The following is a 25,799-nucleotide window of genomic DNA, read 5'->3' as shown; positions in this document are numbered from 1 at the left end:
GGCGGCTAGCGGGAACGACCGGCGGCCGCCCGGACCTCGTCCCGCCACAGGTGCCTCGGTTCGAAGCCGAGGCACCTCCGCGCCTTGTCGATGCTGAGCAGCGTCTCGAACTCGCCGAGCTCCCTGGTGATCGGCACGTCGGGGAAGGCGTCCGCCGCAAGCCGCGCGGACGGAATCGCCGACCCCGTGTCGGACGCGGCGATGACGTATGCCTCGAAACCCGGACGGGCGTGCTCGAGGGCGAGCGAGACGGCGAGCGCGCCGTCCCGGGCGTCGATGTAGCTCCAGAGCAGGTCGCGGCGGTAGGCGGGGTCGTCGGCGCGCTCGAAGCTGTCGTACTCGCCGTCGCCGACGACGTTGGTGAAGCGCAGTGCGGTGATGCTGAGCCTGTCGCGCCAGCCGACGAGCTGCGCCTCCATCGCCTCCTCGACCACCTTGCCCAGGCCGTAGGTGTTGTGCGCACGGGAGAACGATTCGTCCACCGGCAGGGACGGCGGAGCCTCGTCGAACGGGAATCCCATGGCGGTGATGCTCGAGGCCGTGACGACCGTGTCGATGCCCGCGCGGAGGGCAGCGTGCAGCACGTTGAACGTGACGGCGACGTTGTTGTGGAAGGTCGTGACGTCGGGCACCAGCCCGTTCACCGGTATGGCCGCGAGATGCACGATCGCGTCGAAGCCCTCGTGCCGGGCCGTCACGCCGAGGAGGGCGTCGAGCGTCTGGCCGTAATCGGCGAGGTCGACGCGGGTGAAGCCCGGCCCCGCCGGGCCGGCGAGGTCGAGACCGGAGACCTCGTGCCCGTCCTCGATGAGTCTGGCGACGGTGGCGCGCCCGAGTTTCCCCGTGCTGCCGGTGACGGCCACGCGCATGCGTTCCCCCTGTGCTCTGGTCGGTCTGATTGAAGTGGTCTGGCTGGTCGGGTTGGATCGGTCCGTTCGGCTGATCGCTCAGCGGGCGGGGAAGTCCGCGGGGAGCGGCCGCGCGGGCACGTCATGACCGGCCGCATCCGTCTCGGACCGATGCAGGTGCCCGGTCCGTCCGCCGCTCGGATGGCCCGTCTCCGTGAAGAACCCCCAGAGGTCCTCGTACACCTCGAGGACGTCGTGCGGGTCGCCCGCCCGGGTCAGCACGATGTCCCCGGACTGAACGTAGTGCTCCTCGCCGCCGACGAGCACCTTCGCCCTGCCGCCGGCGATGAACCAGATCTCGTGGTCGTCGTGGAAGTGCCGGTCGAAGCGGCCGCCCTCCCGGGGCACGGCGAAGCGCCCGATCGTGGCGATCTCACTCCACTCGGGTCGCTCGCCGGGATGGTGCCACCGTCCCGGCCCGTAGACCGGCACTCAGCCGGCCTGCGACCACAGCGGGGCGACGCCGGGTTCGAGGATGCGCGCGTCCGGCAGCCCATCCAGGCCGGTCTCCGCGCCACCGGGCGTGTAGACGACGACGAGGCGCAGGGGCCGCCAGGTGGTGTTGTAGGTCGAGTGCAGCGTGTCCTTGGGGATGTGCAGCGCGTCTCCCTCGCGGATGGGGAACGCAGGCCCGTCGCCGACGGTCTGCTCGCCCTCGCCGGAGACGACGTAAATGACCTCCTCCTCGCCGGGGTGGGTGTGCGGGTCGTGCCCCTTGCCCGGGTAGATGATCACCTCGCCCGTGGTGAGGCCGACGCCCTCGTCGAGGTGCGGCGTGACGAGCCACTTGATGGTGCCCCAGTCGAAGGTGCGCGTGGGCACCTGGTCGGGGCGGCGGCCGGTCTGCGCGGTGGCAGCGGTGCTGGGCGTGGGGGTCGGATCGGTCATGACGGGGCTCCTTCGCGCCGGGATGTCGGGTGGCCGGTTGTTCGGGCGGTCGAGTGGTCGGGGACGGTCGTCACCGGAGGGGGATGGACTTGAAGTCGACGATCTGCTGGCGGATGGCCCGCTCCGTGGGCAGGCGCTCCGCCGACGACGCACCGAAGAACCCGGCGACCCCGCTCGTGTGCGACAGCACGTACGCGGCGTCGGCCGGCTCGGCGATGGGGCCGCCGTGGCAGAGCACGATCACATCGGGATTCACCCGCACGGCGGCGTCGCGCATCTCCTGCACGCGTGCCGCGGACTCGTCCAGGGTGAGCGCCGTGTGCGCGCCGATGGTGCCCGCCGTGGTGAGCCCCATGTGCGGAACGAGCACGTCGGCGCCGGCCTCGGTCATGGCGATCGTCGACTCGACGTCGAACACGTAGGGGGCCGTCAGCAGGTCGCGCTCACGGGCGAGCCGGATCATCTCCACCTCGAGGTCGTAGCCCATGCCGGTCTCCTCGAGGTTCTGCCGGAACACCCCGTCGAAGAGCCCGACCGTGGGGAAGTTCTGCACCCCGGCGAAGCCCATGGTCTTCAGCTCGTCAAGGAAGCGGTCCATGAGGCGGAAGGGGTCGGTGCCGTTGACCCCCGCGAGCACGGGCGTGTCCCGGACGATCGGCAGCACCTCGCGGCTCATCTCCACCACCACCTGGTTCGCGTCGCCGTAGGCGAGGAGCCCGCTGAGCGAGCCACGCCCGGCCATCCGATACCGCCCGGAGTTGTAGATGATGATGAGGTCGACGCCGCCGGCCTCCGCCGACTTCGCGGAGATACCGGTGCCCGCGCCCGCCCCGATGATCGCCCTGCCCTCGGCCGCCGTGCGGCGCAGCCGCTCGAGCGCTGTCGTCCGATCCATGTCAGTGTCCCCTCCGCACGAGTCCGTGCAATTCGTCCGCCGCGCGCCGCGCGAACTCGTCGTCGTTCAGGTGACACTCGCTGTCGATCACCACGACACTCGAATCCCGCACGGCATCGAGTACCGCGCCGAACAGCGCGTCGTCCGCCGCCGGATCGAAGAAGTCCATGCCGGGGGCGTCGAGGGCGGACACCCCGCCGCGCGGGACGAGGAGCACGACCGGTCCGGTTGCGGCGGCGAGCTTGGCACCCACCCGCCGCCCGAGCTCGGCGCTCTCCTCGGCGGTCGTGCGCATGAGCGTGACGGTGGGGTTGTGCACGAAGAAGTGCCGGCTCCCGAAGCGCTCCGGCACGGTGTCGCGGGGGCCGAAGTTCACCATGTCGAGCGCGCCGAGGCTCACCACCTGAGGCACGCCCGAGGCGCCCGCGGCGGTGAGCCGGTCCGGCCCCGCCGTGAGGACGCCGCCCACGAGATCGTCCGCCAGCTCGGTCGTCGTGAGGTCGAGCACCCCAGCGAGCAGCCCGGACGACGCGAGCTTCTCGATCGCGCGCCCTCCCGCTCCTGTCGCGTGGAAAACCAGGACCTCGTAGCCGAGCTCCTCGAGCCGCGCCCGCGCCGCCTCGACCGCGGGGGTCGTGACGCCGAACATGGATGCCGCGACGAGCGGACGCTCGTCCTCCCCGTTCCCCGACGCACGATCCGTCCCGGCCCGACCCGTCCGGGCACGCTCCGCGTCGGCGCGCTCGGCGTAGGCGTGAGCCATGCCCGCGATGGCCGCGGCGGCGTTGCCGAGCACGACCCGGGAGATCGAGTTGATGCCGGAGATGTCCACGACGCTGTACATCATCGTCACGTCACTCGCCCCCACGTACGGCGACACGTCACCGGACGCCATGGTCGAGACCAGAAGCTTGGGCAGGCCGATCGGGAGGTCGCGCACCGCGCGGGCGGCGATCGAGGACCCGCCGCTGCCGCCGAGCGCGAGCACCCCGTTCAGCCGGCCGTCGGCTAGCAGCCCGCCGAGCACGGCGGCCGCACCCTCGCCCATCGTCGTGACCGCGGCGCCGCGGTCGTTTCGGTCGCGAAGATCGAGGATGTCGGCGCCCGCGGCCCGGGCGACCTCGTCGGAGGGGACGGAGGCGGCCGAACCGAAGGCGTGTGCCTCCCGCGTGCCGACATCCACCACCACGACCTCGACGCCGTGCTCGCGCAGCCGGTCGGCCACCCAGCGGTTCTCGGCGCCCTTCGTGTCCAGCGTTCCCACGAGGGCGACGGTCACGGTCCGGGCGGTGGCCGCAGCGGATGCGGTCACGCGGCGCCTCCGCGGCTCGGGAATCCGGTTCGTCGCGGGGCTCGTGTCGTCGCTCGTGTCATGGGAGGACCTTCCGTTCGTCGTCGAACGCCGGGGCGCCGCCGCCCGTCGACGGCGGCACAGTCATCCTGGGCGACATATTGAAACGTGTCAACCAATCCGTATGCTGGGTGCATCAGCATCAGCTGAATCGTTTTGATGCGGGCGGCGCTGCCCGAAAATAAGGGAAGGACGTGCCCGATGACGGTCACACCTCACGCGCCCACGATCGAGCACCACCGGGAGCCGCTCGGCGTCGGAGAGCGGACACCCCGCGTCTCCTGGAAGACGGCGGCGGGCGCCGGTTGGGTGCAGTCCGCCTACGAGATCGAGGTCACGCGGGGCGACGCGGTGACCACCAGCGGCAGGGTGTCCTCCCCCGACTCCGTGCTCGTGCCCTGGCCCGGAGAGCCCCTCGGCTCCCGGGACCGCGCGGGCGTCCGGGTACGAGTCTGGGGCGATGGCGACGTTCCCTCGGACTGGAGCGCCGCGACCCTCCTGGAGGCGGGGTTGCTCGAGCCGTCCGACTGGACCGCCGTGCCCGTCACCGGCGACTGGCCGGAGGAGCCGGAGTCGGACGACCGGCGCCCCCCGCTCGTCCGCACGTCCTTCTCGGCGGACCGGCCCGAGCGGGCGCGCCTCTACGTCACGGCGCACGGCCTCTACGAGGTCGAGCTGAACGGGGTGCGGGTGGGGCGCGAGGCCCTCGCGCCCGGCTGGACCCCCTACAACGAGCGCCTCCGCTACGCCACGTACGACGTGACCGATCTCGTGCGGGACGGCGACAACGCGCTCGGCGCGTGGCTCGGCGACGGCTGGTACCGGGGCCGCATGGGCTGGAACGGCGGCTTTTACAACCTGTACGGGTCGGACGTGTCCCTTCTCGCCCAGCTCGAGCTGCACTACGCCGACGGCAGCGTCCGCACGATCACGACGGGACCCGACTGGCGCGCGGCGTTCGGCCCGATCATCAGCGCGGGCAACTACGACGGCGAGGTGTACGACGCCCGCGAGGAGCAGGCAGGCTGGTCCGCGCCCGGCTTCGACGACTCCGCCTGGACGCCCGTGCGGGTGACCGAGCGGGATCCGCGCACGCTCGAGGCGCCCGTCGGTCCGCCGGTCCGTTGCACGGAGGAGGTCCTGCCCGTCGCGGTACTCACGACCCCGAGCGGCGCCCGCGTGCTCGACCTGGGCCAGAACCTCGTGGGGCGGCTCCGCATCCGCGTCTCCGGCCGGGCGGGCGACACCGTCACGATGCGCACGGCCGAGGTGATGCAGGACGGCGAGATCTACACCCGCCCGCTCCGCACGGCCAAGTCCCGCGACCTCTACACGCTCGCAGGGCGCGACATCGAGGAGTGGGAGCCCCGCTTCACGTTCCACGGCTTCCGCTACGTCGAGGTGAGCGGCTGGCCGGGCGACCTCGAGGCCGACGTCGCGGCGGGTGACATCGTCGCCCGGGTCTACCACACCGACATGGAGCGGACCGGCTGGTTCGAGTCGTCCGATCCGCTGCTGAACCGCTTGCACGAGAACGTGCTCTGGGGCATGCGCGGCAACTTCGTCGACGTTCCCACGGACTGCCCGCAGCGTGACGAGCGGGCGGGCTGGACCGGCGACATCCAGGTGTTCGCGCCGACGGCGTCGTTCCTCTACGACTGCTCCGGCATGCTCTCCTCCTGGCTGCGGGACGTCGCCATCGAGCAGCTCGACGACGGCACGGTGCCCTGGTACGTCCCCGTCATCCCCGCGCACCACATGTGGACGCCCATCCGCCCCGGAGCCGTATGGGGCGACGTCGCCGTGCTCACCCCGTGGACGCTCTACGAGCGGTTCGGCGACCTCGGCGTGCTCGAGCAGCAGTACGACAGCGCGAAGGCCTGGGTCGACCTCGTCGACTCCCTCGCGGGCCCCGACCGCCTCTGGAACGAGGGGTTCCAGCTCGGCGACTGGCTCGACCCGGACGCACCGCCGCAGGACCCGGCGGACGCGAAGACGGACCGTTACCTCGTCGCGACGGCGTACTTCGCGTGGTCGGCCCATCACCTCGCACTGACGGCGGAGGCGCTCGGCCGCGGCGAGGACGCGGCGCACTACGCCGAGCTCGCCGCCCAGGTGCGCGAGGCGTTCCAGGGCGAGTACGTGGTCGGGGACGGCAGGCTCACCAGCGACGCGCAGACCGCGTACGCCCTCGCGATCGCGTTCGACCTCCTGCCCGACGACCAGCGCGAGGCGGCGGGAGCTCGGCTCGCCGAGCTCGTGGAGGCGGCCGGGAACCGCATCTCCACCGGATTCGCCGGAACCCCGCTGGTGGCCGACGCCCTCACGAGCACGGGTGACCTCGATCGCGCCTACGCACTGCTGCTCGAGCGGGAGTGCCCCTCCTGGCTCTACGCCGTGACCCAGGGCGCCACGACCGTGTGGGAGCGCTGGGACAGCCTGCTGCCCGACGGCACCGTGCACCCCGGCACGATGACGTCGTTCAACCACTACGCGCTCGGCGCGGTGGCGGACTGGCTGCACCGCGTCGTCGCGGGCCTCGCCCCGGCATCCCCCGGCTACCGAGCCATCACCTTCCGTCCGCGGCCCGGCGGCGACCTCACCCGCGCCTCGGCCGCTCACGAGACGCCCTACGGCCGGGCCTCCATCGAGTGGCGCCTCGAGAACGGCGAGCTGCGGGTGGACGTCGAGGTGCCCACCGGCACGACGGCGGTGCTCGATCTCGAGGGCGAGGAGCCCCGGCACCTCGGCCCGGGAACGCACAGCGCCTCGACCCGCGCCACCGTCGCCCTCTGACGGGAAGTGCCACTCTGAGATGGGGTGGCACTTCTCGGTGTCGGTGTCCAAGGAAGGATGTCTCTGATGGTGCAGCGGGTCTGCTTCGAGCTCCGGGTGAGGCCGGACAGGATCGACGAGTACGTGGCGCGGCACGCCCAGGTGTGGCCGGACATGCTGCGCACCATCGAGGCGTCCGGGCGGCGCAACTATTCGCTCTTCCTCCGGCCGGACGGGCTGCTGATCGGCTACTACGAGACGGACTCCGTCGAGGAGTCCCAGCGCCGCCTCGCCGAGTCGCCCGCCGCCGCACGCTGGGAGGCCGAGATGGCGGAGTTCTTCGTCGGTCTCGACGGACGGCCGGACCAGGGGCCGACGGTCCTGGCCGAGGTCTTCAACCTCGAGGACCAGCTCTCCGCGCTGCCCCCGCACATGCCGCCCGCACGCTGACCGGGACCGCTGCTCACTTTCGCCTCCATTCACTTCTTCGCCCGATTGCCGTTCGACAATCACAAACCCAGGTAACGGGACAGCGGGCACTGCGAATCAGGGGAATCACCGCTGCATTCGGGACTTCGTCATATCCGCGGCGTGATTCTCAATCGACGAGCGCACCGGTTTCCTAGTGGGTGCCTTAGGGCGTCTGGAACAGCGTCACAGTTGTCGAAAATGACATTGGATCAACCGTCATGAGCCACGCTGGCACTATCGCCAGGCCAATCAGCGCTTCGAGCCATCGCTCGAGACGCACTCACTCCGCAACGGAGTTGATCTCACGCTCCCGTGGTACGGTCCGGAAATGTCGTCCGAATTGCGCTTATGCCGATTCCCCCGCCTTATGGCGGTACGGATGTCCGTTCTCACTTCGGCCCTGACGCTCACAGTAGGACTCAGCGCGTGTACGACGGGCACACCTACGCCAGTTCCCGGGACAGCCGGTCCAACAGCCTCAGACGTCAGTCCTGTCGACCCGAGCCCAACTTCGACCCGAAGCAGCCGGGTAGCCCCTGTTCCAGTGGAGAAGCCGGCCGTGGCCGCTTCGCCCGACGTACCGGACGGATATATCGACATGGGCGATGGCACGTGGATTCCGGAAGGGGGCCCGGGTGACTGCGCCGCGTCTGCCATGATCAGCATCACCGGCCAGGGGAAGGTTCCCGACACTGCACAGCTGCTCCGGCCCGAGAATCTCACCGACATGGGAGCGCGCGAGTTCGCTAACGGAGACGTCGGATACAACGACGACGGCCGTGCTGCCACATACACCGTCGCTCCCGGCGATTCGCTCGGGGCGATCGGCGACCGGCTCTGCCTCTACAACGGCCTCTTGCTGGCGACGCTCAACGGGCACAAGGGTTACCAGGTCATTCAACCCGGAGAACTGCTGGTATTGGACCCCGCTGCCGTTCCCGGCTTCGAATTTGTCAATCCCGACGCCGGGTAAGCGCCCACCCTCGGAACCGGTTCTTGAAGAAGACTGTCCTGACCTTTGATGCCAGCTATGTCGTCTGCACTGTGGGCGATATCTGGTCGACGGCTGGGTCGGCCTTCTCCTAGGCGTCGTGGGTATGAGCGTCACGACCGTCGCGTGCGCGTTCAACAGCCGTTCGCAGAGGCGTAACGTCCGTCCTGGTGAATGCCGCTGATGCACCTCATGTCAAGTGGCAGTCTCGATAGGGAAACAGCCTGGCTTCGCGGGTGTGACTGCCCAGGCAAAGTGTCGCTCGCGCAAATAAGACGTCGCCGCTGGTCAGTGGGACAATCTGTGTGAGCAGCCGCCATGGGGCCGCATCATGAAGGGCTTGTCAGGTGCGAGATCTCGGCGGATTCGTTATTTGAAGATGCGCTGCTAACCCTTAGACCTCATAGATCACGTGTGAGGAAGCGTCGACGCGCGCTCTACGAGGACAAGTTGAGTTTGCGGGATTGTGGCCGGAGGTGAGTGTCCTTCGGCTGCGCTCAAAGCGAGAGCGGCCAAGTATCGACCCAAGCCGGCGGTGTCAATGCGCACAGTTGACAGCTGTGGTTCGACGATTGATGCGATAGGTGCGTCATCGTGTCCGACGACGGAAAGTTGTTGCGGAACGGCAATGCCCGCGCGCAACGCGGCTCCAACGAGAGCGGCGGCAACCTCGTCGTTGTAGGCCGCAATCGCCGTCACTCCGGCACTGACGGCCTTCCTCACCGCATCGCTCGCCGAGTCGTCGCCTAGGTTCACTGACAGTGCCACGGGTGCCGGCAACAAGAGCTCCTCAGCCGCTTGCCGTGCTCGCGAGTGCCGCAAGGCAACCAAATCAGCGATGCGTGGATCGGCAGACTCCGCGAATGCAATCCTGCAGTGTCCCAGTCGAGCAAGGTGCTGCACCTGCAGCACCGGTCCCTCCTCCGGGTATTCGTCGGCGTCGACCTGATCAGGGTCAGGCACCATCGCGCGGACGCCGGCGCGCCGCATCGAGTCGACTTGTTGTTGCGAGAAGCGGCCGACCATGGAGAGAGCGACATCTGGTGCCAGCGTCTCCCACAACGGTCGTGCCTGGCCGGTCGGGTGAGGGGTGTAGGTGATGAGGCTGTAGCCAGCCTCGTCCAACGCGAGCGACGCCTCCTCGAGGTTTCGTCGCAAGCTGAAGTCGAGGGGCCAGTCGGGCAGGACTACGAGGACGATCCGAGTGCGCCCACTGGCGAGGGCACGCGCCGCCGTATGGGGCCTGTATCCGAGTCGTTCCGCCTCAGCGAAGACGCGTTGCTTTGTCTGCTCCGAGATCGTCTGCCCGGGCGTCTCGTTCAACACGAATCCGACAGTCGCCCGCGAGAGGCCGAGAGAGCGGGCGATGTCAGCGGCTGTGACGCGACGATTCGAGATCTCCGGTCGGCTCACGTACTCATCCTCCTCCACACTCATCTACTTGCGCGTGCTAGTCCCTCGACGGTAGCATCGCCCCGTCCACTAGCCCGCGCTAGTACCAATCCGACAATGGAGTCCTCTTGAGCCCTCGTCACGAGAAGTTGCAAGTCACACCGCCCGCTACGGCGTTCCCTCTCGCAAGCTCGACCACCGAAGAGGCGCCTGATGGCGCCGTCATCGCTGAGACGCCTGAGCTTCCCAAGGTCGGGGCCCGCTACATCTGGCTGATGGTGCTGGCCCAGTTCGGCGTGTTCGTCGCGTTCATCACACCGCTGGCGATCTCGCTCGCGATTCGAGTCGAGCAACTGGCCCCGGGGCGGGAGGAGTATCTCGGCTACATCACCGGAGCGGGCGCCTTCGCCGTCATGCTGACCAACCCGTTCTTCGGAGTGTTCAGCGACCGTACGCGCACCCGCATCGGCCGGCGCCGTCCCTGGATGCTCGGCGGAATGCTGCTCGGCGTCGTGTCCCTGTTCGTGATGGCGCTTGCGCCCAACGTGTTCGTACTCGGCGCGGGCTGGATTCTGGCGCAGCTGGGCTGGGGGCAGACGCTCGCGAACCTGCAAATCTCGACCGCGGACCGGCTGCCCGAGTCACAGCGAGGCAAGGTCGCCGGCCTCATCGGCTTCGCCACTCAGATCGCGCCCGTGTTCGGTGTCGTCATGGCTGGTGGTTTTAGCGGGCAAAGCCTGCTGCTGTTCCTCGTGCCGGGCGTTGTCGGCGTCGTGCTGGTCACACTGTTCGTCACCCTGGTGCACGAGGACGACAGCCGCTCTCTGACCTTCGCCGAGAAGCTCCACGTCGGCGCCCTGCTGCGGAAGTACCTCTACAACCCCCGCCAGTACCCCGACTACTCCTGGAACTGGCTCGGCCGATTCCTCTTCTACTTCGGACTCACGCTGAACACCACTTTCACCGCGTTCTTCTTCGCCTCGAAGCTCGAGCTTGAGGTCTCCGAGGTCGCCGGGATTATCGGAACACTTGGGGCCATCGGCATCCTCGCCACCACGATGGGCGCTATCGGAGGCGGGTTCCTTTCGGACCGCCTCAAGCGTCGCCGCGCTTTCGTCTTCGCCGCTGGAGTTGTATTCGCCGTCGGCGCCGTCGTGATGGCGATCGCACCCGATCTTCCGGTGCTTATCACCGGATCACTACTCACCTCCGTCGGCATCGGTGCCTTCTCCGCGGTCGATCAGGCGCTCCTCCTCGACGTGCTGCCTGAGCGTGACACCGACGCGGGCCGCTTCATGGGCATCACCAGCTTCGCGACCTCGATTCCTCAGGCCGTTGCCCCGCTGATCGCACCGCTCTTCCTCGCCATTGGGGCCGTCGGCGATCAGAAGAACTACACGCTCCTTTACGCCGTCGCGGCTGTCATCACGCTGCTCGGCGGACTGGTGGTCATGCGCATCAAGTCGGTGCGCTAGCCCCTCATGCCCGAATCCGGAAAGGCAAATATCTTGACATCAACTTGGCAGGCATCCTTCATCAGCGCCGCGGGACCGGCGGCGGCGGGCGACTCCGCCGTCTACTTCCGCCGCGAGTTCGACGTCGAGAAGGGCGTTCGAAGGGCGACGCTCTCGATCAGCGGACTCGGCGTCGTCGAGGGGTACCTCAATGGCCGCCGCGTGGGCGAGGAGGTCCTAGCCCCAGGCTGGACCTCCTACCGCCACCGCCTGAACATCTCGACCCACGACATCAGCGACCTGGTTCGCTCCGGCGCGAACGCTGTAGGCGCCATCGTCGGCGAGGGGTGGGCGTCGGGGCGACTCGGCTGGGAGGACAGACGGAATCACTACACCGACCGCCCCGCCCTCTTCCTGCAGCTAGAGCTGGAATACGACGACCGCGTGGAGGTCATCGGCACGGACGAGCGGTTCGTGGTCGGCTCCGGTGCGGTGCGAGCGAACAGCATTTACGACGGCGAGGACTACGACGCGCGCCTCGAACCGACCGGATGGAGCGAATCCCGATTTGACGCCTCCGCTTGGGCGCCCGCACAGCTGTTCGAGTGGAGCCGGGCAGCCCTGGTAGCGCCAGCCGGCCCGCCCATTCGCAGGATCGAAGAGCTGACCCCGGTCGAGATTCTCACCTCCCCAAGCGGCAAGACCATCGTCGATGTCGGTCAGAACATCTCCGGCTGGATGCAGATCACAGTCGACGGCGAAGCCGGCCAGACGGTCACGCTTCGTCACGCCGAACTGCTCACCCCCGGGGGCGAACTCGATCCGGAAACCAACCGTCGTGCCGAGGCGACCGACAGGTACACCCTCAAGGGCGGCGGAGTCGAGACGTGGGAGCCGCGGTTCACGTTCCACGGCTTCCGCTACGTCGAGATCGGAGGATGGCCCGGCGAGCTCACTCTCGACGCGCTGCGCGCCGTTGTGGTGCACAGCGAGATGCGGCGCACCGGGTGGTTCGAGACGTCCGATCCGCTGATCAACCGGCTGCATGAGAACAGCGTGTGGTCGATGCGCGACAACTTCGTCGGCGTGCCCACGGACTGCCCGCAGAGGGACGAGCGCATGGGATGGACAGGCGACATCAACGCCTTCGCTCCCACCGCAAGCTTTCTGTACGACGTCCGCGGAGTGCTCGGCGCTTGGTTGGAGGACCTTCACGTCGAGCAGAAGGAGAAGGGCTTTGTCCCGTGGGTCGTGCCTGACGTACTGCCCAACCCCTCCTCGCCGACGGCCCTCTGGAGTGACGTCGCAGTCAGCCTGCCCTGGGCGATGTACCGCGAGTACGGCGACCTCGAGATCCTGCGACACAGCTACGAGTCCATGACTACGTTCATCCGACAGGTCGCGGGACTGCTGGATGAGAACGGGCTATGGAGCTCCGGCTTCCAGTACGGCGACTGGCTCGACCCCGACGCCCCCGTTGACAATCCCGCCGGCGGCAAGACCGACCGTCACCTCGTGGCAACCGCTTACCTCTGCAAGACCACACGTGAAATGGCAGAGACCGCGGATCTGCTCGGGGCGCACAACGACGCCGAGGAGTTCCGCACTCTCGCCGAGCGCGTACGAACCGCGTTCCTCGATGAGTACGTCACGCGCAGTGGGCGGGTGGTGAACGAGTCCGCCACCGCGTACGCGCTCGCGATCTCGTTCGACATCGTGAGCGAGCAGCAGCGTGGAAAAGCGGGCGACCGGCTTGCCGAGCTGGTCGCCAAGGCTGGCTACAAGATCTCTACCGGATTCGCCGGCACCCCCTTGCTGACGGACGCACTAAGCAGCACCGGGCATCTCGCCGAGGCGTACCTGCTGCTGATGCAGAAGGAAGCTCCCAGCTTCCTCTACCCCGTGACGATGGGAGCGACCACGATCTGGGAGCGCTGGGACTCCGTGCTCCCCGATGGAACGCTCAACGCGACCGGCATGACGTCACTGAATCACTACGCGCTGGGGGCCGTGTCTGACTGGCTCCACCGGGTAGTGGGCGGCCTCTCCGCCGCCGAGCCCGGGTATCGCCGCATCCGCATCGCCCCGCAGCCGGGAGGCGGCCTGACTCACGCCCGTGTCGAGCACGACACAGTTCACGGCAAGGCAGAGGTGAAGTGGCAGCTCAGCGACGGGGAGATGCAACTGGACGTCCTCATCCCGGAGGGAACTAGCGCCACGGTCGAACTGCCTCTGCACCCCGAGCGGCGCGTCGAGGAGGCCGCTGCCGGGCGTCACTCGTGGCGCTACGCTGTGCCGGTTGTGAAGCGACCGGAGTACACGATGGAGACCCCGCTCGCGATGCTCGCCGATGACGTGGCCGTGTGGCAGGAGATCACGAAGGTCTTCCAGACACACTTCCCCGGCATCCCCCTCGACGGCAAGTCGCCGGAAGCAGCGGGGATGTCGCTCGCCGTCCTCATGCAGTACATCCCCGGAGCCCCGCCGACTCTCGAGGAGGAGTTCCACCGCGCCCTGACTCTCGAGGAGACCCACTGATGGCCGACATCGACCTCACCGCCCTCACCCTCGAGCAGAAGGCGTCGCTGCTATCCGGGCGAGACTTCTGGTCCACCAAGCCGATCGACGAGGCCGACATCCCCTCGATCGTCCTCACGGACGGCCCGCACGGGGTTCGCCTGCAGAAGGGGGAGGCCGACCACCTCGGGATCAACGAGAGCGTCCCCGCGACCTGCTTCCCGCCGGCCGTAGCCGTCGGGTCCTCCTGGGACCCGGAAGTCGCGCAGGAGGTGGGCGCCGCCGTAGGACGCGAGGCACGAGCGCTGGGTGTCAGCGTGCTGCTCGGTCCCGGCGTCAACATCAAGCGATCCCCGCTCTGCGGCCGCAACTTCGAGTACTACAGCGAGGACCCGCTGCTGTCCGGCGTACTCGGAGCCGCGCACGTTCGGGGTCAGCAGGGCGCCGGCGTGGGCGCCTCCGTAAAGCACTTCGCCGCGAACAACCAGGAGACCGAGCGGATGCGGGTCAGCGCGGACGTCGACGCCCGCACCCTCCGCGAGATCTACCTCCCGGCTTTCGAGCGGGTAGTAACCGAAGCGAAGCCCGCCACCGTGATGTGCTCCTACAACAAGATCAACGGCGTCTACTCCTCCGAGAACCGATGGCTGCTGACCGATCTGCTGCGCACCGAGTGGGGGTTCGATGGGGCCGTCGTCTCCGATTGGGGGGCGGTGAGCGACAGGGTCTCCGCACTCGCAGCTGGCCTCGACCTCGAAATGCCCGGTACCGGCGGGGGCACGGATCAGGAGATCGTTGACGCCGTGCGGGCGGGAGCGCTTGACGAGACCGTCGTCGACGAGGCCGTGAAACGCGTCATCGCCCTCACCGCACTCACGCAGGAGCTGGACGATACCTTCGACGTGGACGCGCACCATAACCTCGCCCGCCGCCTCGCAACCGAAAGCGTGGTCCTGCTGAAGAACGACGGCGCGGTACTCCCGCTCCAGTCGGCGCGAACGATCGCGGTGGTCGGAGAGTTCGCAGCGAAGCCCCGCTTTCAGGGCGGAGGAAGCTCGCACATCCGCCCCACCCGTGTCGACGCCGCGCTCGACATGGTGAAGGAGCACGCCCACGAACGCGGCGTCGAAATCGTCTACGCGCCGGGCTTCTCCACCGTCGACAGCGGCAACGCCGAGGACCTCCGCGCTGAGGCGGTGGAGGCAGCAGCGGGCGCCGACGTCGCCGTCGTCTTCGCGGGGCTCGGCGAGAAGGACGAGTCCGAAGGATTCGACCGAGCCGACATCGCACTGCCAGCGGTGCAGGTCGTGCTGATCCGGGCGGTCGCCGCGGCGGCACGCCGAACGGTCGTCGTCCTCAGCAACGGCGGAGTGGTCTCCCTCGAAGGCTGGCACGACGACGTCGACGCCATCCTCGAGGGCTTCCTGCTCGGCCAGGCCGGCGGAGCCGCTCTCGCGGACATCCTGTTCGGAATCGCCGAACCCGGCGGCCGCCTCGCCGAAACCATCCCGCTCCGACTACAGGACGTCCCCAGCTACCTCAACTTCCCCGGCGAGCAAGGCCACGTGCGCTACGGCGAAGGGGTGATGGTGGGTTACCGCCACTACGCGACCGTCGGCACGGGCATTCGTTATCCGTTCGGACATGGCCTCGGTTACACCACCTTCGAGACCCGCGACTTCGCCGTCGAGATCACGGGAGACGACACCGCGACCGTGACCGCAACCGTCACGAATACCGGATCGCGCGCAGGCAAACACGTCATGCAGGTGTATGTCGCCACCGAAGCGGGCCCCGTGCGGCGGCCGGCGCGAGAGCTTCGTGCCTTCACCACGATGATTCTCGAGGCGGGAGAGAGCCGGATCGTGCTGCTCGAATTGGGCCGCAGAGCGTTCGCGTACTGGGACATCGAGCTCGACCGCTGGGTCGTGGCACCCGGTGACTACCGCATCCAGCTCGGCCAGGATGCAGCTACCGTCCTCGCCGAGGCCACGGTGACGCTCGCGGGCGACGTCATCATCCCCGTGCTCTCGTTCGATTCCACCGTCGGTGACTGGTTCGCGCACCCGATCGCTGGACCAGCCCTAATGGAGGGAATGAGTGCTGCGATGAGCGAGGAGAAGCGCGCCCAAGCCGTCGACCAGCAGGAGCAGCTGCGAATGGTTGAGTCCATGCCGATGAAGCAGTTCATGGGGTTCCTCGGCGGGGCGATTCCGGTCGAGGCGCTCGAGCAGCTCATCGACGCCAGCAAGCCCGCGAGCACGATCTGATGGTTGCTTTCACGAGACCTACCGGAGATCGCAAGAAGCGCGTGTTCCTTACCGGTGCAGCTGGCAACTGGGGCCGCTACATTCTGCGTGAGTTCGCGGAGCGGGCCGACGACTTCGAAGTGGTCGCGCTCGTGCTCCCGTCGCGTAAGGACTCCGCGGCTATTCGCGAGTTCGAGGGGATGCGGAATCTGCAGGTGCGCTTCGGCGACCTGACGGACTATGCCGCAGTCGAAGCGTGCGTCCAGGGGGCCGACTACGTGCTGCACGTGGGTGCGGTGGTCTCGCCGTTCGCTGACGAACATCCGGAGCTCGCTCACCGGGTCAACGTGGGCAGCATGCGGAACATCATCCGCGCCGTGCGGGCACAGCCCGACCCGTCCGCGATCGCCGTGGTCGGGATCGGCACCATTGCCGAGACCGGGGACCGTAACCCGCCCCACCACTGGGGACGCGTCGGCGACCCGATCCGCGTCGCCAAGTACGACGAGTACGGGCAGAGCAAGATCATCGCCGAGAAAATATTCGTCGACTCCGGTCTACCGAAGTGGGCCTGGCTTAGACAGACCGGCATCTTCCACCCCGGCATGCTCGACATCCGCGACCCGATCATGACTCACTCACCCTTCGAAGGCGTCATGGAATGGGTGTCGGTAGAGGACGCCGCCCGACTGATGGTCAACATCTGCGGCGACGAGGTGCCCGAAGAGTTCTGGGCCGGCATCTACAACATCGGCGGCGGCGAGGAGTGGCGCCTGACCAACTGGGAGCTGCAGGTGCGGATTTCCGGAGCACTCGGCGTCAAGGACGTCAAGCGCTGGTACAACCGCAACTGGTTCGCCACCCGCAACTTCCACGGCCAGTGGTACATCGACTCCGACCGCCTCCAGGAGCTCGTGCCGTTCCGGCAGGACACCCCTGACGCCGCCCTCGAACGCGCGGTCCGCGCGAACCCCTCGCTCAAAGCGGCCGGCCGAGCACCCGCATGGATTGTCAAGAACCTGGTGTTGAAGCCGCTCACTCTCAAGCCCCGCGGCACAATGGCCTTCGTCCGCGATGGTGATGAGGAGAAGATCGCCGCCTACTTCGGCTCAAGAGCTGAATGGGAGGCAATCGGAGATTGGTCCACCTTCTGGCCGCCTCGCCCCGACAGAAGCCCGACCTTCCTCGATCACGGTTACGACGAGAGCAAGCAGCAAAGCGAATGGTCCCTGGACGACATGAGGGATGCCGCCCAGTTCCGAGGCGGTCGAGTTCTATCTGAACAGATGCGTGAAGGCGACATCGCGACGCCCCTCGACTGGGGCTGTGCGCAGGGCCACACCTTCTCCGGCAGCCCTCGGCTCGTCCTGACCGGAGGGCATTGGTGCCCTGAGTGCGTGAAGAACACATCGACCTATCCGCAGCAGGCTGAGAGAAATAGCTTCCTCGCTCAAGTCGAGGGCGCGACCGCCGAACAGACAGTGTGGAGGTAATTCACTACCTCGACGGCTTGACATTGCACGTGTTCCCGGGCCCGGACGGTGAGCGCGATGTCACCGTCACCAACCCACTCACGGGTGCGGCGACGACGTACCGCGTTAGATGGCGGGATGGGTCCGCCGAGGTGACACCACCAGTAGGGATACCGATGCCACGAGTGATCATGCGCGGGACAGGGCAGGGCTGAGAGTTGTTGTCATAGGCCGCGACGCTTTCGCCCCGGCGGCCGCCGGTTCTCTTCGCGGCGCTGAGCTATCCAGCCCGTGCCTCGCCAGTGACCTTGACCTCGGCGTCGCGCTCTTGTTCAAGCGCATCCAGGACGAGGTCCAGGCCGGGTACGAACTCTTTCCCGAAGCTGTAGCCGGGCTGCAGCACGTGCCCGGTGGTGAACTCGTGCAGGTAGGGGTACTGGTCCGGAAGGAGGTGGGCGAGGAATACCTGCCCCATAGCTGCGGCCTCCTCCTCGGTATCGAATGGCAGTGCCTGGTCCTGCTTCGCGAACCCGTAAACGTAGCTGTCGAGCACCGCCAGCGCGTGCGCGGTCATGGCGAGTGAGAAGCCGGCGTTCCGGAACGTTCCGATCACGCGGTCGTGATGGCGCAGCGTCGCCGCACCGGGGGTCGCCGCTGAGTCCATCAGCCCGTTGGCCCACGTGTGCCGTTTCAGCATCTCGCGCAGCGACAGCGACCGTTTCCGAAGGGCCGTCTTCCAGCTGTCACTGTGTGACGGAAGTTCCACTTCTTCGAACACGGTGTCGATCATCCCGTTCAGCAGGTCGGTCTTGTTCGCGACGTGGTTGTACAACGACATGGCTTCGACCCCGAGTTCCTCACCGAGCTTCCGCATGGTGAGCCGCTCGATCCCGTTCTCGTCCGCGAGCCGGATAGCGGTGGTCAGCACCCGCTCCCGGTTCAGCTTGATGCGCGCCTCAGCGCCCGTGTTCGCTGGCATCTTCGGATCTTCCCTCTCCCATTGACAGACATACACCGTAGGCATACGTTGCGTACAACGTAAGTTTACACTGTAAGTCTGACGAGTGACGCTGATGACGAATCGGCTTCCGCACACCCGTGCTCCCCCTCTCACCGGGTCCACCAAGGGGCATCAACTGGCGAACCCAGCGACATCCCCGGGGGGATTCACCCCTGCTTCCACACGCTCGATCTTCCAACTGGAGTAGCAATGTCTCTCACCGATCAACCCACGTGGACCCGACGGCGCGCCGCGCTCATCGCCGGGCTGTCCCTCCTTCTGATGGCCGCCGTCGCCATCATCTATCTGTCCCTCGCCGTGCCCCTCATCACGGCTGACGACCCTCAGCAAACCGCACGGAACATCGCAGCTTCCGAAACGGCCTTCCGCATGGGTGCGGCCAGCATGGTCCTGGTGGCCGTCCTCGACGTCATCACGTCATTGGCCCTCTACCGCCTGTTCGCCCCCGTGCAACGGGATCTATCCGCGCTGGCGGCATGCTTCCGACTCACCTACACGGCGGTACTTCTGACCGCGACGAGCGAACTGGTGAGGGTACCGGCGCTCCTCGACGATCCCGCCGCCGCACTGCGCGCCTTCGACTCCTGGATCATGATCTGGCACACCGGCCTCATCCTCTTCGCCGCTCACCTGCTGGTCCTCGGCTACGTCGCGTACCGCTCCGGGTTCGTGCCGCGAATCTTCGGGATCCTCCTTGCCCTCACCGGGCTGGCATATCTGGCGGATGGCGTCGGTCTTGTACTGATACCCGACTACTCCATCAGCATCGCGGCGTTCGGCTTCGGCGGCGAAGTGGCCTTCTTCCTCTGGCTCCTGATCAAAGGCACACGGCTCCGCTCCCCCGAAGTCACACCCCGCGAACACGCACTGACTATGACTAACGCCTCATGAAAGCGGTCATCTCCCCGCGGCGCCCCGCGTCAGGCCGGGTTCGACTTCAGCAGCCGGGTCATCGCGATCATCGCCCCGCCCACCACCGCCGGGATGCCGCCGCCGGGGTGCACAGACGCGCCGACCCGCCAGAGCCAGGGCCGCCAGGGGTCGTTGTACGAGGGGCGGTGGAACGGCCCGCTCTGCCACGGCGGACGCGCCGCCCCGTAGAGCGCGCCGTGTGGTTCGCCGCCCCCGCCGTAGTACTGCGGATCCAGCACCGTCTGCTCGTCGAGGAGGTCCGTGAGGGGCGCGTCGAGCCCCATCGCTGCCGAGACGCGGTCGACCTCGCGCCGCACGAAGGGATGCTCGGCCGTGTAGCTACCGCCGTCGGCGGGCGCGGTGAGCAGGATGCCGACAGTGCTGCGCGGGTTCGGGTAGACCTCGCCCGGGCGGTACTGGTTGACGAACACCATGGTGTCCGCCGGCTCGTCGCCCGCCTCGAGGCTGCGGTGCAGCGCGGCGGGCTTCGTCGGCAGCACGACGCTGTGCGCCGCGATCTCCGCCGGCAGCTCCTCCCGCAGCACGCCGTACACCGCGATGGCCGAGCAGGAGAGGGTGCGGGGGCGCAGGCGGGGAAGCGTCGGGATCCGCGACGGACCCTGCAGCGCGGCCAGCCGGTCGGCATCCACGGCGCTGACGACGAGGTCGGCGGGGTAGCGCGCGACGGCGGTGGTGGTGACCGATCCGCGCTCGATGCGGGTGACGGCCTCGCCGGTGCGAACCTCGACCCCGGCCGCCTCAGCCAGCCGGCCCAGCGCGAGCACGATCTCGTACACCCCACCGCGCGGAACCCAGGCACCGGTCTCCGCCATGATCGCCGGCATGCTCGCGTAGAGGGCCGGGGTGCGCGAGGGCGAGACGCCCGCGTTGAGGGTGTGGATCGCGATGATCTCGCGCAGCCCGTCGGGCAGCCATGGCAGGCTGTCGAGGTAGGCGCGCGTGGTGAGGCGCGAACCGTAGACGGCTAGGAGCCGGCGCAGCGCCGGGAGGGCGGCCCGGTCGAGGGGGTCGGCGAGCAGCAGCTCGGTCACGTCGTCGGCGAGGGGCGCGTGCAGGTCCGAGAACCGTCGCCACGCGGGGTACCAGGGATGCCCGGGCGCCACCGGCAGGGAGGTCTCCTCGCCGTCGTAGTAGTAGCGACCCACCTCGGGCATCCGCACCAGGTCGAGCCGGCCGTCCTCGCGGGTGCGATCGGGGGCGGGGCTGCCGTCGCCGAGTCGCCGCAGCAGCTCGTCCCAGACCGCCGGGAACGTCACGAGCGACGGCCCGGTGTCGATGCGATCCTCCCCCAGGTGGATGCGACGGCTCTTGCCGCCGAGCTCGGCGGAAGCCTCGAGCAGGGTGACGCGGTGGCCCGCGTGCGCGAGCAGAGCGGCGGCGGTGAGCCCGCCCATCCCGCCGCCGACCACGACGATGCGGCTCACGGGTAGCCCACCAGCACGATCGCGATGATGAGCAGCACCCCGGCGAACGACCCCGCGATGTAGGGGAAAGCGACCGACAGGCGGTAGAGGCGGTGACCGGTCTCCGGTGTCGGGTCGCGCAGCAGGCGCACCACGAGGATGCCGGCGATCAGCAGGCTGACGGCCGCCACGGGCACGCTCACCACGGCGAACAGCGCCGTCGAGACGATCCACCAGGCTCCGCTCCAGAGCGCCGTCCCGCGCGGACCGAGCCGCACCGCGGTGGTGGTGATGCCCGCGTCGCGGTCCTCCACGATGTCCTGCACCGCATCGAAGGCGTGCTTGGCCACGCTCCACGCCATCAGACCGAGGGCGGCGGGCCAGACCGGCGTCACCTCGAGGGCCGCCGGCACGATCACGAGCGGCAGCGCGTAGGCCGCGTTGCTCAGCGAGTCGAGGAAGGGCCGCGCCTTGAAGCGCAGCGGGGGCGCGGAGTAGAAGACGAACACGCCCGCGTAGAGCAGGATGACCGCGTTCGCGAGCGGCGGCAGCGCGAGGAGGAAGTAGACGAGGAACGGGATGTTGACGGCTGCGACGGCCCAGGCGATGAGCCGCACCTCGGACTGCCGGATCCTGGCGCCCTCGATGGAGCCCTTGCGGGGGTTGGCCGCATCCGTGTCCTGGTCGTAGATGTCGTTGACGCCGTAGATGAGCAGGTTGAACGGCAGGGTGAGCCACAGGATGACCGGCAGGGCCCGCAGGTCGAACAGCGCGCCGGTGAGCCACACAGCGACGAGACCGGACCCGATGGTGTTGATCCACAGCACCGGGCGCGAGATGAGCACGAGGCGGCGCACAGCCACGCTGCTTCGCGACAGCCCGGTGCGCGACATCCGCTCACTGCCGTCGGTCACGGGCACGAGCGTACCCGGCTCACGTGGACGCCTGCCGCACGGCTTCCGGGCCCAGACTGGGAGGATGCGCATGATGCTGCTCACCGCCGGCACCCGGGGTGACGTCGACCCCTTCGTGGCCCTGGCGCGACATGCCGCATCCCGCGGTCACGAGGTGCGGCTGGCTCTGCCCGACGACGCGGTCGCGCCCGACGGGGTGGACACCGTGCGTCTCGGTCTGGACGCGCAGCGGCTGCTCTCCCCCGCCGGACGCACCCCCTGGGCTCTCGCGCGCCACGTGCGGGCGGAGGTGCGGCCCGCGATGCGGCGGATGCTCGCCGCCGCCGTGCGGGAGACGGTCGCCTTCGATCCCGACGTCGTGGTGCACCACTCCCTGATCCTCAGCGCGCCGATGGTGGCGGACTCGCTCGGTGTGCCCCGCGTGCTTGTGGAGTTCGCGCCGGTGGCCACTCCCAGCACGCGCTTCCCCGCCGCCGGCGGTCCCACGGCCACCCGCGACCTCGGCGCGTACAACCGCGCCACCTACGCCGTACCGCGCACCGCCGCGCGGCTCTTCGACGCCGACGTGGCGCGCGCCGTGGCCGAGTTGCCGAGCGGACGTCGTCCCGCCCGGCGCTCGCCGTCGCGCGCGACGCTCATGGCCGTGAGCCCCGCGCTGCTGCCGCGGCCCCACGACTGGCCCGAGCGGGTGCACCAGACGGGGCCCTGGTACGAGGAAGCCCCGGCGGCGTCCCCCGACCCGGTCGTCCGCGACTTCCTCGACGCCGGACCCTTCCTCGTCGCCTCGTTCGGCTCCATGGCGACGGGGGATGCCTCGGCCCGGGGGCGCGCGATCGTCACGGCCGCGCGCTCCCACGGCCTGCGGGTGCTGCTCGTGACCGGGTGGGGTGGCCTCGCGCTGCCGGCGGAGTGCCGCGGCCCCGACGTGCTGGCGGTGCGATCGGCGCCGTTCGACGCGGTGCTGCCGGGCGCGGCGCTCGCCGTGCACCACGGCGGGGCCGGCACCTCTCACGCCGTCGCCCGGGCCGGCGTGCCCGCCGTCGTCGTGCCCGTCACCGCCGACCAGCCGTTCTGGGCCGCCCGGCTGTACCGGCAGGGGCTGGCCGCCGCTCCGATCCGGCTACGCGGCCTGTCGGTCGACGCCCTCGTGCCCGCGATGGGCGACGCCCTGTCCCGTCGCGAGCGGGCGGTCGAGGTGGGCGGGCTCATGCGGCGGGAGCACGGGGTGCAGCGGGCGCTCGACGTGCTCAAGTCCCTCTGAGCCGTGTGTCCTGCGTGTCGCGTCGTCCGGGCTCCCGCCGCGGGTCCCTAGCGAAAACTGGGTTCGAACAGCACGTGGGAACGATCCGTCACCGGGTCGCGGATAAGGCGGGCCCGCACGCCGTAGACGTCGGCGATGAGTTCGGCCGTGAGCACCTCGTGCGGTGAACCTGCCGCGACCGCGCGCCCCTCGCGCAGCACGAGGACGTCGTCGCAGAACGTCACGGCGAGGTTGAGGTCGTGCAACGCGACGATCGTGGTCACGGGAAGTTCGTGCACCAGCGTCAGCAGCTCGATCTGGTGGCGGATGTCGAGGTGGTTCGTCGGCTCGTCGAGGAGGAGCTCGCGCGGCTCCTGTGCGAGGGCACGGGCGATATGAGCGCGCTGCCGTTCACCGCCCGAGAGCGTGTGCCAGAGGTGATCGGCTTTGGCGGTGAGGCCGACGTGCTCGAGGGCTCCCGCGATAGCGCGCGCATCCTCCGCGGAGTCTCCTCCGAAAATGGAGCGGTGCGGGGTGCGGCCCAGTCGGACGACGTCGGCGACGAGCATGTCCGCCTCCGTCTCGGCCTGCTGCGTGACGGTCGCCACGGCGCGCGCCACCTCCCGGCGCCGGAGCCCCGCGAGGTCGGCGCCGTCGAGGGTGACGGCACCGGAGTCGGGGCTGGCGACCCCCTGCAGGAGGCGCAGCAGCGACGACTTGCCCGACCCGTTCGGCCCGAGCAGCCCGACGGTGGACCCGGGTCGAGGGTGCAGGCTGACTCCGTCCACCACGAGACGGCCGCCCCGCCGCCAGGAGACGCGATCTGCGTTGAGGGTCACGCGCGCGCCCGCCTGCGCAGGAGCAGCAGCATGAAGACCGGCACGCCGACCAACGCCGTTCCCACACCGACCGGCAGCGGGGTCGGCGCGAAGACGACGCGCGAGCCCGCGTCGACCCAGACCATGAAGACCGCGCCGAGCACGACCGTCGCCGGGATCACCCTTGAGTGGCGCTGCCCGAGGAGCAGCCGCGCGGCGTGCGGCAGCACCAGGCCGACGAAGCCGATCGCGCCGGCGATGCTCACCAGGGTCGCGGTCAGCAGCGCGGTGACGACAAGCAGGAAGAGCCGGATGCGCGCGACGTTCACGCCGAGCGAGGCGGCGACGTCCTCGCCGAACGCGAAGGCGTCGAGCGACCGGGCAGCGGTCAGGCACACCAGCACACCGACCGCGACGACGCTGACACTGAGCCCCACGTCATCCCAGCGCATCCCCTCGAGCGAGCCGAGAAGCCAGAACATGACGCCGCGGGTCTCGTCGGAGTCGGCGAAGGCGAACACCACGAGCGAGGTCAGGGCCGAGAAGAGCTGGGTGGAGGCAACTCCCGCGAGGATGACGCCGGCCGTTCCGCTCGCCGAGTAACGAGTGAGCAGCAGCACGAAACCGAACGCCAGGAGCGCGCCGACGAAGGCTCCGCCCGAGAGGCCGATGGCGCCGCCTCCGACACCGAGGACGCCGACCAGCACCGCCCCGGTCGAGGCGCCGGAGGAGACGCCGAGCACGAACGGATCGGCGAGCGGGTTGCGCAGCAGCGACTGCAGGATGACGCCGCAGAGCCCCAGCCCCGTCCCGCAGGCCGCGGCGACGAGGGCGCGCGGGAGGCGCTCCTGCCACACGATCGCGTCCTCGGCGGCGCGCACCGGGATCTGGGCGAGTCCGAGGTGATTGAGCAGGATGTCGCGCACATTGACGAGTGAGACGTCGGCCGGTCCGAGCGTGACTGCCACTCCGACCGAGAGCGCGAGCACGACGAGTCCCGCGACCGCGAGGAGGGTGCCTTTAGCTCGGCGGATCACGCCGAGTACGGTGCTCGAGGTCAGAGGTCGTCCTCGTTCTCGTCCCACCAGGCGCGGATCTTCTCGAGCCCGTCGACGAAGCGGATCGACGGGTTCATCTCGGCGCCGTGCAGCGAGAGCAGACGGCCCTCGCGCACCACGGGTAGGTCGCGGGTCAGCGGATCGTTCTGCAGGAACTCGATCTTCTCGTCGAGCCGGTCGCCCGGGAACCGTGCCCGGAGCAGGTCGCCCAGCACCAGGATGTCCGGGTCGGCCTCGACGACACTCTCCCAGCCGACGGCCGGCCAGTCATCGGTCTCGTCGGCGAAGACGTTCTCCATCCCGGCAGCCGAGGCGAGGAAGGCGGCGGACCCCAGACCTCCCGCGACGTAGGGGGTCTTGGTGTCGGCGAACCAGAACATCACCGACCGTCCACCGAAATCGAGGCCCTCCGTCGCCGCGGCGGCCCGCGCCTGCAGCTCGGCGACGAGTGCGTCGCCGCGGTCGGTCACGTCGAAGATCTCGGCGAGCTCGTGGATCTCCTGGTAGAGCGCGTCGACGGTTAGCGCGGTGGTGCGGGTACCCCCGCCGTTGATGCTCACCCCGTTGTCGCAGTCGGTCGGCGACAGGTAGGAGGCGACTCCGGTTTCGTCGAGACGGTCTCGGGTCACGACGCCGCCGTCGTTGTAATGGCGGCCGAATGACGCTGTGACGAAGTCGGGGTCGGCACCGAGCAGCACCTCGTACGTGGGCGCGTTGTCGGCCAGGCGCGGCACCGACTCGTTCGCGGCAGCGAGAGAGTCGAGCACGGGGTCGGTCCACGAGGCGGTGCCGACCATCCGCTCCTCGAGGCCCAGCGAGAGCAGGATCTCGGTCGAGCTCTGGTCGAGCGACACGATCCGCTGCGGGGGTGCCGCGATCGTCGTCTCGTGCCCGCAGTTGTCGAGGACCAGCGGGTAGCTCGTGCCTCCGTCGCCGGCGATGGCGCGGGCCTGATCGCCGAGTGGTTCCGAGGCGCCGCATCCCGTCAGGGCGAGGATGGCGAGCGCCGCGAGGGCGCCACCACGAGTACGTCGTCGCTGCAGGTCCAT

Annotated in this window: 21 protein-coding genes; 9 read left to right on the top strand and 12 right to left on the bottom strand. The window is 68.9% G+C overall.

Annotated features, from left to right (window positions below; all coding sequences use genetic code 11):
- Window positions 1–5: 5 nt before the first annotated feature.
- From DAI20_RS04830 to DAI20_RS04810, 5 genes are all read right to left on the bottom strand, one after another.
- Window positions 6–869 (bottom strand): NAD-dependent epimerase/dehydratase family protein, encoded by an 864-nt coding sequence (locus DAI20_RS04830; RefSeq protein ID WP_108249373.1) that lies wholly within the window; start codon window positions 867–869, stop codon window positions 6–8.
- A gap of 78 nt (window positions 870–947) precedes the next feature.
- Window positions 948–1,340: an AraC family ligand binding domain-containing protein gene (locus DAI20_RS04825; protein WP_108249372.1), complete on the bottom strand. Its 393-nt coding sequence runs from the start codon at window positions 1,338–1,340 to the stop codon at window positions 948–950.
- The gene (locus tag DAI20_RS04820) at window positions 1,341–1,796 is read right to left on the bottom strand and encodes a cupin domain-containing protein (RefSeq protein ID WP_108249371.1); all 456 of its coding nucleotides are present in this window, start codon (window positions 1,794–1,796) and stop codon (window positions 1,341–1,343) included.
- 70 nt (window positions 1,797–1,866) lie between these two features.
- Entirely contained in the window at window positions 1,867–2,691 is an 825-nt protein-coding gene (locus tag DAI20_RS04815) for a phosphoenolpyruvate hydrolase family protein (protein ID WP_108249370.1), read from the bottom strand.
- A 1-nt stretch (window position 2,692) separates the two neighbouring features.
- Complete coding sequence (locus DAI20_RS04810) at window positions 2,693–4,003, bottom strand: Tm-1-like ATP-binding domain-containing protein (protein WP_240605874.1); 1,311 nt, start codon at window positions 4,001–4,003, stop codon at window positions 2,693–2,695.
- A gap of 240 nt (window positions 4,004–4,243) precedes the next feature.
- Here DAI20_RS04810 and DAI20_RS04805 point away from each other — a divergent pair, with 240 nt between their 5' ends.
- The 3 genes from DAI20_RS04805 to DAI20_RS04795 all read left to right on the top strand — a co-directional run bounded on the left by DAI20_RS04805 (window position 4,244) and on the right by DAI20_RS04795 (window position 8,261).
- Window positions 4,244–6,838, top strand: coding sequence for an alpha-L-rhamnosidase (locus DAI20_RS04805; protein WP_108249369.1), 2,595 nt, complete (start codon window positions 4,244–4,246; stop codon window positions 6,836–6,838).
- A 66-nt stretch (window positions 6,839–6,904) separates the two neighbouring features.
- Window positions 6,905–7,267 carry an L-rhamnose mutarotase gene (locus DAI20_RS04800; RefSeq protein ID WP_240605873.1) on the top strand — a complete coding sequence of 121 codons (363 nt, stop codon included), beginning with the start codon at window positions 6,905–6,907 and terminating at the stop codon, window positions 7,265–7,267.
- Window positions 7,268–7,847: 580 nt separating this feature from the next.
- The gene (locus tag DAI20_RS04795) at window positions 7,848–8,261 is read left to right on the top strand and encodes a LysM peptidoglycan-binding domain-containing protein (protein ID WP_159084915.1); all 414 of its coding nucleotides are present in this window, start codon (window positions 7,848–7,850) and stop codon (window positions 8,259–8,261) included.
- 426 nt (window positions 8,262–8,687) lie between these two features.
- Here the strand turns inward: DAI20_RS04795 and DAI20_RS04790 are convergent, their stop codons facing one another.
- Window positions 8,688–9,710: a LacI family DNA-binding transcriptional regulator gene (locus tag DAI20_RS04790; protein ID WP_240605872.1), complete on the bottom strand. Its 1,023-nt coding sequence runs from the start codon at window positions 9,708–9,710 to the stop codon at window positions 8,688–8,690.
- A gap of 236 nt (window positions 9,711–9,946) precedes the next feature.
- Here DAI20_RS04790 and DAI20_RS04785 point away from each other — a divergent pair, with 236 nt between their 5' ends.
- From DAI20_RS04785 to DAI20_RS04770, 4 genes are read left to right on the top strand one after another with little or no spacing between them, the layout of a single operon-like run.
- Window positions 9,947–11,146, top strand: coding sequence for an MFS transporter (locus DAI20_RS04785; protein WP_108249366.1), 1,200 nt, complete (start codon window positions 9,947–9,949; stop codon window positions 11,144–11,146).
- Window positions 11,147–11,179: 33 nt separating this feature from the next.
- On the top strand, window positions 11,180–13,663 hold the full coding sequence (locus tag DAI20_RS04780; RefSeq protein WP_240605871.1) for a glycoside hydrolase family 78 protein: 2,484 nt from the start codon (window positions 11,180–11,182) through the stop codon (window positions 13,661–13,663).
- On the top strand, window positions 13,663–15,912 hold the full coding sequence (locus tag DAI20_RS04775) for a glycoside hydrolase family 3 C-terminal domain-containing protein (protein ID WP_108249364.1): 2,250 nt from the start codon (window positions 13,663–13,665) through the stop codon (window positions 15,910–15,912). The genes DAI20_RS04780 and DAI20_RS04775 overlap by 1 nt, the downstream gene beginning before the upstream one ends.
- Window positions 15,912–17,384: an NAD-dependent epimerase/dehydratase family protein gene (locus tag DAI20_RS04770; RefSeq protein WP_108249363.1), complete on the top strand. Its 1,473-nt coding sequence runs from the start codon at window positions 15,912–15,914 to the stop codon at window positions 17,382–17,384. The genes DAI20_RS04775 and DAI20_RS04770 overlap by 1 nt, the downstream gene beginning before the upstream one ends.
- 259 nt (window positions 17,385–17,643) lie before the next feature.
- Here DAI20_RS04770 and DAI20_RS04765 read toward each other — a convergent pair whose 3' ends face one another.
- A complete protein-coding gene (locus DAI20_RS04765; RefSeq protein WP_108249362.1) occupies window positions 17,644–18,342 on the bottom strand; it encodes a TetR/AcrR family transcriptional regulator C-terminal domain-containing protein in 699 nt (232 codons plus the stop codon).
- A gap of 231 nt (window positions 18,343–18,573) precedes the next feature.
- On the opposite strand from DAI20_RS04765, the gene DAI20_RS04760 reads away from it, so the two are divergent.
- A complete protein-coding gene (locus DAI20_RS04760; protein ID WP_108249361.1) occupies window positions 18,574–19,275 on the top strand; it encodes a DUF4386 domain-containing protein in 702 nt (233 codons plus the stop codon).
- Window positions 19,276–19,304: 29 nt separating this feature from the next.
- On the opposite strand, the gene DAI20_RS04755 is transcribed toward DAI20_RS04760, so the two are convergent.
- Together DAI20_RS04755 and DAI20_RS04750 are read right to left on the bottom strand one after the other, a co-directional pair.
- On the bottom strand, window positions 19,305–20,741 hold the full coding sequence (locus DAI20_RS04755) for a phytoene desaturase family protein (RefSeq protein WP_108249360.1): 1,437 nt from the start codon (window positions 20,739–20,741) through the stop codon (window positions 19,305–19,307).
- The gene (locus tag DAI20_RS04750) at window positions 20,738–21,634 is read right to left on the bottom strand and encodes a UbiA family prenyltransferase (protein WP_240605870.1); all 897 of its coding nucleotides are present in this window, start codon (window positions 21,632–21,634) and stop codon (window positions 20,738–20,740) included. The genes DAI20_RS04755 and DAI20_RS04750 overlap by 4 nt, the downstream gene beginning before the upstream one ends.
- Before the next feature lie 70 nt (window positions 21,635–21,704).
- Here DAI20_RS04750 and DAI20_RS04745 point away from each other — a divergent pair, with 70 nt between their 5' ends.
- On the top strand, window positions 21,705–22,895 hold the full coding sequence (locus DAI20_RS04745; RefSeq protein WP_240605869.1) for a glycosyltransferase: 1,191 nt from the start codon (window positions 21,705–21,707) through the stop codon (window positions 22,893–22,895).
- Window positions 22,896–22,942: 47 nt separating this feature from the next.
- Here the strand turns inward: DAI20_RS04745 and DAI20_RS04740 are convergent, their stop codons facing one another.
- From DAI20_RS04740 to DAI20_RS04730, 3 genes are read right to left on the bottom strand one after another with little or no spacing between them, the layout of a single operon-like run.
- On the bottom strand, window positions 22,943–23,713 hold the full coding sequence (locus DAI20_RS04740; protein ID WP_108249357.1) for an ABC transporter ATP-binding protein: 771 nt from the start codon (window positions 23,711–23,713) through the stop codon (window positions 22,943–22,945).
- Complete coding sequence (locus tag DAI20_RS04735; protein WP_240605868.1) at window positions 23,710–24,729, bottom strand: FecCD family ABC transporter permease; 1,020 nt, start codon at window positions 24,727–24,729, stop codon at window positions 23,710–23,712. Before DAI20_RS04735 ends, DAI20_RS04740 begins: the two co-directional genes overlap by 4 nt.
- A gap of 20 nt (window positions 24,730–24,749) precedes the next feature.
- Window positions 24,750–25,799: an ABC transporter substrate-binding protein gene (locus DAI20_RS04730; protein WP_108249355.1), complete on the bottom strand. Its 1,050-nt coding sequence runs from the start codon at window positions 25,797–25,799 to the stop codon at window positions 24,750–24,752.

The organism is Planctomonas deserti (assembly GCF_003067705.1).
GTDB classification, from domain to species: Bacteria; Actinomycetota; Actinomycetes; order Actinomycetales; family Microbacteriaceae; genus Planctomonas; species Planctomonas deserti.
Note: the sequence above shows the minus strand (reverse complement) of the source record. Positions and strands in the feature narration are given on the sequence as shown.